We start from the raw sequence: 13,191 nt of genomic DNA, 5'->3' as shown, positions 1-13,191 counted from the left end.
ATGAAGAAACCAATTATTATATGTAGCGTATTGCTTGTTATTGTCATAACACTTATTATCTGGGCAGAAAACGCTGGGCCAAAGTCTATAGACTGGACACCCTCTTACCAAACCAATGAAAAGATTCCTTTAGGCCTTTATGTAATGAATAAGGAATCTAAAACGCTGTTTAAAAACAATAAAGTAACTAAATTCTCAGAAACACCTTATGAGTTTTTAAATGCGCTTTACGATTATGATGTAAGTGATTATACCGAAACCGGAACTTTTATCAATATTGAAGGATATAACTCCATCGATATAGAGTCGGCACAGGAACTATTGTACTTTGCAGAATACGGTAATACCGTTTTCCTTAGTATGAAAGATTTTCCAGAAGTGATATTAGACTCCCTTAAGATAGGAACCTCTTCAGGATATCACAAAAGGGATTCTATACCTTTAACTTTTGCAAACAAGAAACTTTCTTATAAAACCCAATCGCTTTCCGAAGGGATAAGCTTTTTCCATTTTAATAAGATTGACACTTTAAACACTACAGTATTAGGGTATCAGGAAGTAAATGAAACTACTAAGCAGGCAAACTTTATAAAGGTAGCCTACGGCAATGGTTATTTTATACTACATACACAGCCCGCAGTTTTTACTAATTTCCATTTGCTTAGGGGAAAACACTATACATATGCCGAAAATGTCATATCATACCTGCCTCAGGAAAATATTTACTGGTATTCGCATTCTTTCTTTAATAACGGACAAAGCAACTCTATTATAAGATATATACTGTCTCAGCAACCATTAAAGAATGCATATTACCTGAGCCTTTTGGGAATTTTGATATTCATGATATTCAATGCAAGGAGAAAACAAAGAATAGTACCTATAGTACCTCCGGTTAAAAACACTACCATAGATTTTACAAAAACCATAGGTAACCTTTATTTCCAGGAAAGGAACCATCATACCATTATAGATAAGAAAATTATCTATTTCCTTGAACATATAAGAACTGTTTACCTTATAGATACTTACAGCCTTGACAGCACTTTTGTAGAAAAACTTCACCAAAAAACAGGCAAGCCTGTAGAAGATATTGAAAAAGCCGTAAGTTTGATAAAAAGGCACAGGCATAATTTTGACAGCACCGAAGCCGACTTAATAGAAATAAATAAAGCAATCGAAAATCTAAGATTATAATGGAATCATTCGAAAACAATAACGCAGAAAACAATCCGGAGAACCTTACAAACACCGAAAACCTTACTCCGGATACAACAAATACAAACACTCAAAGTGATAATATAAACTTTAGTACAAGGCTTGATTTAACCGAATTACAAAACAGTATTGCACAGGTTAAAGAAGAAATAGGCAATGTAATTGTTGGCCAGCACAAAATGATAGACAGGCTGCTTGTAGCCATACTGTCTAACGGCCACGTATTACTTGAAGGTGTACCGGGTGTTGCAAAAACAATTACTGCTAAATTACTGGCAAGAACCCTTACGTTAGGATTCAGCAGGATTCAGTTTACACCAGACCTTATGCCGTCTGATATTTTAGGAACTTCGGTATTCGATCTTTCAAAGTCTGAGTTCAACTTTAAGAAAGGGCCTATCTTTTCAAACTTCATCCTGATTGATGAGATTAACAGGGCGCCTGCTAAAACTCAGGCTGCTTTATTTGAAGTAATGGAAGAAAGACAGATAACCATAGAAGGAAAAACTCAGTTAATGGAATCACCTTTCCTTGTAATAGCTACCCAAAACCCTATTGAGCAGGAAGGTACTTACCGCCTGCCTGAAGCACAGCTTGACCGTTTCCTGTTCAAGATAACTATTGATTATCCTAAGCTTGAAGAGGAGATTTCTATACTACAAAGAGAAAATGCACTTCAAAACAAGGAGAAGCTGCAGGATGTGAAAAAAATACTTTCTCAGCAAGACATCATTAAATACCAGGGATTGGTAAAACAGATCGTTATAGAACCAAACCTAATAGAATACATTGCTAAAATAGTGGCAAATACACGTGATAACGCTTTCCTTTACTTAGGGGCTTCTCCGCGTGCTTCTATAGCAATACTTAATGCGGCAAAAGGTTATGCTGCGCTAAGAGGAAGGGACTTTGTTACTCCTGATGACATTAAAGATTCTGCCGTACCTGTATTACAGCACCGTGTTGTTGTAGCTCCTGAAAGAGAAATGGAAGGACTTACAAGCGAGCAGATAATCAAACAGATAATTGACAGTGTAGAAATTCCGCGTTAATGAAGTGGCTTAAACAAATATATCTTAACAATTTCTTTTTCTATGTGTTTTCAGGACTCATGGTAGTCTTCATACTCGCATATTTCTACCCTGCACTGTACCGTGTGGCGTGGTTGCTGTTTTATATTTTCCTTGGGTTTACTGCCATCGATTTCCTGATGCTTTTTACCAATCAGAAATTCAGCGCATCCAGAAATACACCTGAAAAATTTTCTAATGGTGACGAAAATCCGGTTACGGTGAGTATTACCAGTGGTTATACATTTCCTGTGTCTGCAAAGGTTATAGACGAGATTCCTTTACAATTCCAGATACGTAATTTTGAAATAAAAAGAAATTTAAGCACCGGTAAGGAAGACATATTTGAATATTCATTAAGACCTGTAGAAAGGGGTGAATACCACTTTGGAAAACTAAATGTGTTTGTAACATCTCCGCTTAAACTGGCGTGCCGCAGATTTTCTTTTGATGAAGGGCAAATGGTACCCACCTACCCTTCTTTCATCCAATTAAGAAAGTACGACCTTATGGCTTTTTCCAATACGCTAATGCAATACGGGTTAAAAAAGATAAGACGTATAGGTCATACCATGGAGTTTGAACAGATAAAAGAATATGTTTCGGGAGATGATATACGTACCATAAACTGGAAAGCCACAGCAAAGAAAAACCAGCTGATGGTGAACCAGTTTCAGGATGAGAAGTCTCAAAACGTTTATATGGTTATAGACAAGGGGCGTGTAATGAAAATGCCTTTTGAAGGCCTTAGCCTTTTAGACTATGCCATTAACGCTACACTTGTACTCTCTAACGTAATCCTTAAAAAACAGGATAAGGCCGGTATGTTTACTTTTTCTAAAAAAGTAGAAAACCGTGTAGCTTCTGAAAGGCGCAACTCTCAGATGCAGAAAATAATGGAAAACCTGTATAATGTAGGCACCGACTTTTTTGAAAGTGACTTCAGTACGCTATATGGAGACATTAAGAAAAATATTAATCACAGGAGCCTCATAATGCTGTACACAAACTTTGAGACTATGGACGGCCTTAAAAGACAGCTTCCATACCTTAAAGGAATAGCAAAAAACCATTTGCTTGTAGTTGTATTTTTTGAGAATACAGAGCTTGATGCTTTTGTACAGAAAAAAGCCGAAAACGTTCAGGAGATATATGATCAGGTAATAGCTGAGAAGTTTGCTTTTGAAAAAAGGCTTATTGTTAGCGAGCTTAGAAAATATGGTATCTACTCTGTACTAACCAAGCCGGAGAACCTTACCATAGAAAGTATAAACAAATATCTGGAGATAAAAGCAAGGGGTATTTTGTAATACTTATACTTTGTACCTTTGCTGCTTTATACGACTGCTAATATGAAACAGATTTCCAGTACTCAAAACCCGTTTATAAAATCGTTAGTGCAGCTTCAGGAAAAAGCTAAGGCACGCAGGCAAAGCGGTACTTTTTTAATAGAAGGCCAGCGCGAAATAATGCTTGCGACAAAAGGCGGCTATGAACTGGAATCGGTACTTTTTGTACCTGAAATGATTAGCGAGGCAGAGGTTAAACAACTGGCAGGAAGGCAGGCTAATCTTACCGAAATAAACAGGGAAGTCTATCAAAAACTGGCTTACCGCGATACTACCGAAGGGATTTTGGCAGTTGCCAAATCAAAATCTTTACGCCTTGAGGATCTACAGTTAGGTGACAATCCGCTTGTACTTGTGGCCGAAGCTACCGAAAAGCCAGGTAATTTAGGGGCTTTATTACGTACTGCCGATGCCGCAAACCTTGATGCAGTAATTATTGCCAATCCTAAAAGTGATATGTACAATCCTAATATTGTACGTTCAAGCGTAGGCTGCCTTTTTACTAACCAAATTGCTACTGCAAGTACACAGGAGGTTATAGATTTTCTTAAATCTAAAGGAATTGCCATTTATTGTGCTACGCTTCAGGATTCAACTTATTACCATACACAGGACTACTCTGCTCCAACCGCACTGGTTGTAGGAACCGAAGCCACTGGGCTTACTCAGGAATGGAGGGATGCGTCTACCAAAAATATTATTATCCCCATGCAGGGCGAGATAGATTCTATGAATGTATCTGTCGCTGCAGCCATACTTATTTTTGAAGCCAAAAGACAAAGAGGGTTTAACCTGTAATTGAATAGTATTTGTATCTTTGAGAAGTAACTATTTTTACTATGCGCTCAAAATTATTAGCTTTATTTATTCTTTTCTGCCTTACTATGTCAGCTCAGGAAAATGAGGGTATCTCATGGAAAGAAGCTTCCATTAATGATAAGATAAAACTATCGTTATCACTGGCAGAATTTGAAGACAGATATAAAAAAGCCGATAGTATAATAGATGGCTACGCCTACAGTTGTGCTGAGAAAGCTGAAGCTGAAGTAAAGCTTTATTACTACAAAGGGATATGTTTTGAACTGCAAAAAGACAACACACTTAAATTCAGCCGTATTGACTTTTCTGTTCGCAAGGCTATGTACTTTGCCATTGATGACGACTGGTTTGACCATACCACCAGCCTTAAAAGTTTTCGCCGTTCTTTCCCTGAACAGGCAGAATATGTGGAAGACGTTTATGATGACCTGACCGGAGAAGAATACCAAAGTGTGGTTATTTTTCCGCGTGACCTTTCGGAAAACTACGAATGGAACTTTAATTTCAAAAACGGAAAACTACACTCTATTACCTATATTGAGAGCTGCAAATAATGCCCGAGCCCAAAGCCTATTACAACCCTGTAAACGGGGAATACACCAAAATACTGGAGAGCGCTGCCGATACCAATGGCGAATATTCGCATCTGGAAGTTTGTCTGAAACCGGGAGGAGGCAATCCGCCCCATTACCACAAAAAATTTACAGAAGAGTTTTTTGCAGTTAAGGGCTTGCTGGGTTTACAGTATGAAAAAGAAGATCTTCACCTACAACCGGGAGAAAACAGATTGGTGCCTATAGGTACGGTACACCGCTTTTTTAATGATACCAACGAAGAAATAATCTTCAGGATCATTTTGCGAAAGGGACAGCCGGGTTTTGAAAACTTTATAAAATCGTTGTTTGGATTGGTAAACGATGGTAAAACAACCAAAAGACAGACACCTAAGAATCCACTTTATGCGGCATTGCTTTTAAAATGGGGCGATACCCACTTAAAAAACCCTTTTTTTTACCTGCTTACACCATTTGCAGGAATGGCATATTTTTTGGCTAAAGTAACAGGTGCAGACACCCGACTGAAAAACAGGTATTGCCGTTAAACACTATAAATTCAGGCTATTGAATTATCAGATATTGTGATGGCAACCCTATTGCAGATGTTAATTTATTTAGTTATTTTTAAGCATATTGTACAGGACTATGATAGAGATAGATATAGAACAGGAAAATAAGGCAATTGCCAAGGAATATAAGGAACTACTCCGAATCAGTTACCAGATACTTACCGAAGAGGACAAGAAGCTGATACGCAAAGCTTTTGACGTAGCAGTAGACGCGCACAAGGACCAGCGAAGAAAATCGGGCGAAGCCTATATCTTCCACCCTATTGCCGTTGCAAAAATTGTAGCTGCTGAGATAGGTTTGGGTGCAACTTCTATTGCCTCTGCCCTGTTGCACGATGTTGTAGAAGATACCGACCTAACTGTTGAAGACATCGAGAGGATGTTTAATCCTAAAATTGCTCAGATTGTTGAAGGGCTAACCAAAATAGCACAGGTTAAAACCGATCAGGAAATATCGATACAGGCAGAAAACTTCCGTAAAATGCTGCTTACCCTTAATGATGACGTGAGGGTAATACTTATTAAGATTGCCGACAGGCTGCACAACATGCAGACTATGGAGTCTATGGTAGACTACAAGCAGGCAAAAATAGCATCGGAAACACTTTATATCTATGCTCCGCTGGCACACCGCCTGGGCTTATATAACATTAAGACTGAGTTGGAAGATCTGGGCCTTAAATATACCGAACCGGATATTTACAATGACATTGTAAGTAAAATGAAGGAAAGCAAGGAGGAACAGGATGCTTACATTAAATCCATTTCTGATGTACTTAAAGATTCGCTTAACGGCGAAGGTATAGACTATGCTATAAAGGGAAGGCCAAAATCCATCTATTCCATAAGAAGGAAAATGCTGGCTCAGGGTGTTACTTTTGATGAAGTTTACGACAAGTTTGCCCTGCGCATTATTTATAAGGCACCACCACAGGAAGAAAAATTCCTGGCATGGAAAATATATTCTATAGTTACCGATCATTACAGACCCAGTCCTAGCCGTTTAAGAGACTGGATATCTTCACCTAAATCTACCGGATATGAAGCCCTGCACATTACTGTTATGGGGCCAAAAGGCCGCTGGGTTGAAATACAGATACGTAGTGAGCGTATGGACGAAATTGCCGAAAAAGGTTATGCTGCCCACCACAAATACAAAGGTGTGGGAGGTGAAGAACACGGGCTTGAAACATGGCTTAACCTTTTAAAAGAAGCACTTGAAAACACATCAGGAAGTGCGGTGGATTTTGTAGAGGACTTTAAACTTAACCTTTACTCTAAGGAAATCTATGTATTTACCCCTAAAGGAGACATCAAATCGTTACCTAAAGGAGCCACATCACTTGATTTTGCATTCAGTATACACTCAGAGATTGGGGTTAAAACAAGAGGTACCCGTGTAAACGGTAAGCTTGTACCGTTAAACCACGTGCTTAACAGTGGTGACCAGGTAGAGGTTATTACATCGGCTAACCAAAAGCCTAATCCGCACTGGTTAGATTATGTAACCACATCGCGTGCCCGAAATAAAATTAAGAACGTACTTAACGAGAGTACCAAGAAAATTGCCGAGGAAGGTAAGGAACTGCTTACCCGTAAACTGCGCCATCTTAAGGTAACGCTTAACGAAACCATAGTAAACGAGCTGGTAAACTACTTTAAGCTTAAAACCAGTCTTGATTTGTTTTACCGTGTGGGTGTTGGTACTATAGATAACCAGCAGCTTAAGGATTATGCCGCGCTTAAGAGCAATACCTTTATGAATTTCTTTAAGGGTAATAAAATTAAGCGTACGCCAAATGTACCGCAGGAACAAGTAACTAAAGACGAGATAAGCAGGAACTATGACCTGTTAGTTTTTGGTAAAGATCAGGACAAACTGGATTATAAGCTGGCTAACTGCTGTAACCCTATTCCGGGAGATGATGTATTTGGTTTTGTAACCATAAACGAAGGGATAAAGGTTCATAAAAAAGACTGTCCTAATGCCATCAGGCTACAATCTAATTATGCTTACCGTATTATGCCTGCAAAATGGATAGACTCATCTCAGGAAGAGTTTAAGGCTACCCTTAAAATTACAGGTATGGATACACTGGGGCTAGCCAACGAGATTACACAGGTAATTTCAAACAACATGCATGTTAATATCCAGAGTATTTCCCTTAGCGGTAATGCCGGCATATTTAACGGGCAGGTTTCGGTAATCGTTCAGAACAATACTATTCTTAAAAAACTTATGGAAAACATTAAGAAGATAGACGGTATTGACAAAGTGACCAGGATACCTAATAATTAATGTGGTTTACTAAAAAACATAGAGAACCTATAAATCCATTTTCTTATCATGAAAGTGGATTTAGTTTCAATGAAGAACACATTAACTGGAATGACATACGCAGAGTAATCGCTTTTAAGGAAGACCTTATAACTGTAGACTGCATATATATTACCATTGAACTGGAAACAGATGAATATTTCAGCATACATGAAGACACACCCTGGTATGATGAATTTATGAAAAAGCTTGAAGAAAATATACAAATAAGTCAAACGTGGTTTTCTGATGTGGCTTTTCCTCCCTTTGAGAGAAACGAAACCGTAATTTATGATAAGAGTAAAATCACTTTTAATCAATAACCTTTTACTTCACAAAATTTAGCTTATCTTTGCACTTTGATTCACAAACTGATGGAAGAAAATAAAAACCAGGAGATTGTAAAAAATGTTTTCACGAAGTTCCTTGAGGATAAGGGACATCGCAAGACCCCTGAGCGTTATGCCATACTTCAGGAAATATACAACAGCCAGGAACATTTTGATATAGAATCGCTTTATATCAAAATGAAGAATAAAAACTACCGTGTAAGCCGTGCCACGCTATACAATACCATAGAACTTCTTTTAGACAGTGGTCTTGTTAGGAGGCACCAGTTTGGCCAAAACCAGGCACACTACGAAAAATCATATTTCGACAAGCAACATGACCACATCATCATGACTGATACAGGAGAGGTTATAGAGTTTTGTGACCCAAGGATACAAAGCATAAAAAAAACCATAGAGGAAATATTTGGTATTGAAATTCATAACCATTCTTTATACCTTTACGGCCAGAAAAAACAGCCTGCAGCCGAAAATTAAATTGCAGTAAAATACGGCATTGGCAAACCAACTCCTAAATAAAGAGGTTGGTTTTTATTTTGTAAAGAACACGACAATAACAGCATAATATAAACAAACAAATAATACGGAATGACTGTAGATTTGCTACTTGGATTACAATGGGGCGACGAAGGCAAGGGAAAAATTGTTGACGTACTCACTTCAAAATATGATATTATAGCCCGTTTTCAGGGAGGGCCAAACGCTGGGCACACTCTTGAATTTGACGGTATAAAACACGTTTTGAGAACAATCCCATCAGGAATTTTCCATAAAAACTCCATCAACATTATTGGTAATGGTGTAGTTATGGATCCGGTTGTTTTTCAAAAAGAACTGGAGGGCCTTGAAAAATTTAATATAGATATTAAAACAAGACTGCTTATTTCCAGAAAAGCACATCTTATTTTGCCTACACACCGTTTACTTGATGCTGCATCTGAAGCTTCAAAAGGTAAGGCAAAAATAGGTTCTACATTAAAAGGTATCGGTCCTACTTATATGGACAAGACCGGAAGAAACGGTATCCGTATCGGTGATATTGAATTAGCTGATTTTGAAGAGCGTTACAGAGCTTTAGCTGATAAGCACGAGGCGATGATTGCGTTTTATGATGTAAACCTTCAGTATGATCTTAAAGAGATGGAACAGGAGTTCTTTGCTTCTGTTAAAGCATTAAAAGAACTTACATTTATAGATAGCGAAGAATACCTTAACAAAGCACTTAAAGACGGAAAATCTATCCTTGCAGAAGGTGCTCAGGGATCGCTTCTTGACATAGACTTTGGTACTTACCCGTTTGTTACTTCATCTAACACTACTGCTGCAGGTGCTTGTACCGGTTTAGGTATTGCTCCAAACAGGGTTAAAGATGTTTTTGGTATCTTTAAAGCATACACTACTCGTGTGGGTAGCGGACCTTTCCCTACTGAGCTTTTTGATGAAGTAGGCGCTACTATGGCAAGAGTTGGTAACGAGTTTGGCTCTGTTACAGGACGTGCAAGACGTTGCGGATGGTTAGACCTTGTTGCACTTAAATATGCAGTACAGGTTAATGGTGTTACCCAACTTTATATGATGAAAGGTGATGTCCTTTCAGGATTTGATACCCTAAAAGTTTGTACAGCTTACAAATACAAAGGACAGGAAATAGACCACCTTCCGTATAACATTGAGCCGGAAAACGTTGAGCCGATTTATGTTGAGAAAAAAGGCTGGAAAGCTGATCTTACAGGAATGACTACTTATGAGGAACTTCCTGCAGAGCTTAAGGAATACATTGAGTTTATTGAAAAAGAACTGGAAGTGCCTATCAAAGTTATTTCGGTAGGACCGGACAGGACTCAGACGATAACAAAATAATACAGTAAGCGCTTTGGGAAACTAAAGCGCTTTTTTTATACACTTTGGTTCGGTTATTGCTTTTACCCAACAGTTATAAACACCTAACCTATTGTATTGTATTTTGCGTAAATTTGCATCAAATTTTTACACCTTGAAAAAACTGTTTTTTACTATTATCTGTCTTTTGATACTTAGCAATACCTCAATATTTGCTCAGGATAAGATCAAGATAATTCATACAGACTTTACAGACCGAAACCAAAAAGATATACCTGGTGCCGCTGTACTCCTTGCAGGTAATGTGCAGGTAGAACACAACGGCTCTAAAATATGGTGCAACAAAGCCTATATTCTTGAAAACGAAAACTACCTGAAAGCTTTTGGTGATGTAAGATTTAACCAGGGGGACACTCTTCATATGAACAGTGAATATGCCGAGTATAACGGAAACAAAAACTTCGCTTATGCTTCAGGCAAGGTGGTTATGCGTTCACCGGATATGACACTATCAACAGATACTATTTATTTTGACAGAAATAAACAGGAGGCCTATTACAACTCATACGGCACTATTGTTAGTGGAGAGAACACCCTTAAAAGTAAATCAGGAAGGTTTTATGCAAACCAAAAGAAATACCAGTTTTTAACAGCTGTTACACTTACTAATCCTAAATATGTATTAAAATCAAATCATCTTGATTATTATACAAACTCAGGACATGCTTATGTTTTTGGACCGTCTACAATAACGAGTAAAGAAAACTATATCTATACCGAGAACGGTTTTTATGATACCAAAAAGAACTTTGCACACCTGCTGGACAACTCTTATATAAAGAACGACACCCAGATTATTAGAGGAGACAGCATTTATTATGACAGGAACAGAGATTTTTCTTCTGCCACCAACAACGTTAAGGTAACCGATACTGTAAACAAGTTTATAGCAAAAGGACATTATGCCGAAGTATACAAAAAACAGGACTCCCTTTTCCTTACCAAAAGAGCCCAAGTGATTACTCTGGTGGAAAAAGACTCGCTATATACCCATGCAAAACAAATAGTTATTACTGGTAAAGAAGGAGAAAGAATTGTAAGAGGATATAACAACGCCCGTTTCTATAAAGTAGACATGAGTGGTAAGTGTGATTCTATCCACTCATCAGAAAAAACAGGGCTTACCCAACTTATTGGCAGACCAGTAATTTGGAATGGAGAAAGCCAGCTTACAGGTGATGTTATGCACCTCATTTCCGACACAAAAACCGAAAAACTCGATTCCCTAAAGGTGCTCAACAATGCTTTTGTTATTCAGTTAGACACCATATCTGCCCGAAAGAATCCGTCTAACCCTAATTTCAATCAGGTAAAAGGACTAAATCTTTACGGTAAGTTTAAAGACAATAAACTACACATTGTAGACCTTATAAAGAATACCGAAAAGATATTATACAATTATGACAAGGAAGACTTAATAGGTATCGACAAAAGTAAAAGCAGCAAGATAAGAATGATATTTGAAGACAACGAGCTGGTTAATGCTATATCGTATACTACTGTTGACGGAACCACATATCCTGAAAAAGATTTTCCTGAGAACGTAAAAAAGTTCAGGGGATTTGAATGGCGGGGCGATGAAAGGATAAAAAACAAAGAGGATATTTTCCCTCCGGAAGAGCAGGAACTGCACGAGCAGATAGTAAAAGAAAGCGAAGAAAAGAAAAAGGAGGAAATAAAACCTATGGAAGTACTTCAGGAAACACTTGACTATGACAAGAACAATCCTAAGCCCAAGCCTCCTGTAACAAAAGAATAAGCGGCATCTCTAAAAAGTTACCACAATGATCAACGATTTTTTTAAGTATCAGGCGCAAACTTCCCCTTACCCGTTAGGAATGGAAGTTTCTCACGCCAAAGGCTCCTATATATATGACACTAACAACAAAGCCTATCTTGACTTTGTTGCCGGTGTTTCGGCCACAAGTCTTGGCCACCAAAACCAAAGGGTTAACAATGCGATTATAGATCAGCTGAATAAATACTCGCATGTTATGGTATATGGGGAGTATGCACAACATCCCGCTACGGAATTGTGCAGGCTGCTAGCAGAAAACCTCCCTCCCAGCCTTAATAAAACATACCTTACCAATTCGGGTACAGAGGCTACCGAAGGCGCTTTAAAGCTTGCCAGAAGAGTTACAGGCCGCAGTCAGCTTATTTCCTGCTATAATGCCTATCACGGCAATACCATGGGCTCTATGAGCGTTATGGGATTTGAAGAGCGCAAGCAGATTTTCAGGCCATTAATTCCGGATGTGGACTTCATTACATTTAATAATGAGGAAGACCTGCAAAAGATAACCACAAAAACCGCAGGTATAATACTGGAAACCATACAGGGAGGTGCAGGATTTGTACAGCCTCACAACGATTTTCTTAAAAAAGTAAGACAGCGTTGTGACGAAGTAGGTGCCGTAATGATACTCGACGAAATACAACCCGGGTTTGGCCGTACAGGAAAACTGTTCGGTTTTGAAAACTATGACGTTGTTCCCGACGTAATTGTTATGGGTAAAGGCATGGGTGGCGGCATGCCTGTAGGCGCTTTTACAGCTTCAGAAAAAATGATGGACCTATTGAGTCACGACCCTAAGCTAGGGCACATAACAACATTTGGCGGACATCCGGTAATTGCAGCTGCGTGTTTGGCTACTTTACAGGAACTGACAGAAACAGACATAATGGCACAGGCACTGGAAAAAGAAAAACTCTTTAGAGAATTGCTCGTTCACCCTCTTATAACCGAGGTGCGCGGAAAAGGGTTAATGCTGGCCGCAATGACGCCAAGACCTGATATTACTGACAGAGTAATATTAAGATGCCAGGAAAAAGGGCTTATTTTATTTTGGCTGCTTTTTGAAGGCTGTGCCATAAGAATTACACCGTCGCTAACTATCTCAAATGAAGAGATTAAGGAAGGATGTGGCATTATTATTGAAGTATTAAATGAGATTTTAGCAGAACAATAACAGGATTAAAATTGTTAATTAAATTGTTCAAAACAAATCGACACATATTCTTATTTAGTGTTACATTTCGT

12 protein-coding genes are annotated in these 13,191 nt (G+C 38.4%); all 12 read left to right on the top strand.

The genetic code is table 11. The features are described 5' to 3' along the window. The 12 genes from NU09_RS13670 (at position 1) to NU09_RS13615 (ending at position 13,120) form a co-directional block, all read left to right on the top strand. A complete protein-coding gene (locus NU09_RS13670; protein WP_129751857.1) occupies positions 1 to 1,197 on the top strand; it encodes a DUF4350 domain-containing protein in 1,197 nt (398 codons plus the stop codon). Next, positions 1,197 to 2,270, top strand: a complete 1,074-nt coding sequence (locus tag NU09_RS13665) for an AAA family ATPase (RefSeq protein ID WP_129751856.1) — start codon at positions 1,197 to 1,199, stop codon at positions 2,268 to 2,270. Before NU09_RS13670 ends, NU09_RS13665 begins: the two co-directional genes overlap by 1 nt. After that, positions 2,270 to 3,598, top strand: coding sequence for a DUF58 domain-containing protein (locus tag NU09_RS13660; RefSeq protein WP_129751855.1), 1,329 nt, complete (start codon positions 2,270 to 2,272; stop codon positions 3,596 to 3,598). The genes NU09_RS13665 and NU09_RS13660 overlap by 1 nt, the downstream gene beginning before the upstream one ends. 42 nt (positions 3,599 to 3,640) lie before the next feature. Then, on the top strand, positions 3,641 to 4,435 hold the full coding sequence (locus tag NU09_RS13655; protein ID WP_129751854.1) for a TrmH family RNA methyltransferase: 795 nt from the start codon (positions 3,641 to 3,643) through the stop codon (positions 4,433 to 4,435). Positions 4,436 to 4,521: 86 nt separating this feature from the next. Beyond that, entirely contained in the window at positions 4,522 to 5,010 is a 489-nt protein-coding gene (locus NU09_RS13650; RefSeq protein ID WP_129751853.1) for a hypothetical protein, read from the top strand. Then, a complete protein-coding gene (locus NU09_RS13645) occupies positions 5,010 to 5,558 on the top strand; it encodes a cupin domain-containing protein (RefSeq protein WP_129751852.1) in 549 nt (182 codons plus the stop codon). The genes NU09_RS13650 and NU09_RS13645 overlap by 1 nt, the downstream gene beginning before the upstream one ends. A 100-nt stretch (positions 5,559 to 5,658) precedes the next feature. Further along, entirely contained in the window at positions 5,659 to 7,881 is a 2,223-nt protein-coding gene (locus tag NU09_RS13640; RefSeq protein ID WP_129751851.1) for a RelA/SpoT family protein, read from the top strand. Next, a complete protein-coding gene (locus NU09_RS13635; RefSeq protein WP_129751850.1) occupies positions 7,881 to 8,222 on the top strand; it encodes a hypothetical protein in 342 nt (113 codons plus the stop codon). The genes NU09_RS13640 and NU09_RS13635 overlap by 1 nt, the downstream gene beginning before the upstream one ends. Before the next feature lie 51 nt (positions 8,223 to 8,273). Beyond that, on the top strand, positions 8,274 to 8,726 hold the full coding sequence (locus NU09_RS13630) for a Fur family transcriptional regulator (RefSeq protein ID WP_129751849.1): 453 nt from the start codon (positions 8,274 to 8,276) through the stop codon (positions 8,724 to 8,726). A gap of 111 nt (positions 8,727 to 8,837) precedes the next feature. Beyond that, positions 8,838 to 10,109, top strand: a complete 1,272-nt coding sequence (locus tag NU09_RS13625; RefSeq protein WP_129751848.1) for an adenylosuccinate synthase — start codon at positions 8,838 to 8,840, stop codon at positions 10,107 to 10,109. A gap of 133 nt (positions 10,110 to 10,242) precedes the next feature. Beyond that, positions 10,243 to 11,907: an OstA-like protein gene (locus NU09_RS13620; protein ID WP_129751847.1), complete on the top strand. Its 1,665-nt coding sequence runs from the start codon at positions 10,243 to 10,245 to the stop codon at positions 11,905 to 11,907. Between the two features lie 25 nt (positions 11,908 to 11,932). After that, a complete protein-coding gene (locus NU09_RS13615; protein ID WP_129751846.1) occupies positions 11,933 to 13,120 on the top strand; it encodes an aspartate aminotransferase family protein in 1,188 nt (395 codons plus the stop codon). Positions 13,121 to 13,191: the final 71 nt, after the last annotated feature.

Origin of the sequence: Flavobacterium beibuense, from assembly GCF_004151245.1 — a bacterium.
GTDB classification, from domain to species: Bacteria; Bacteroidota; Bacteroidia; order Flavobacteriales; family Flavobacteriaceae; genus Flavobacterium; species Flavobacterium beibuense_A.
The sequence above is the reverse complement of the archived record's forward strand: the minus strand, read 5'-3'. Positions and strand labels throughout refer to the sequence as shown.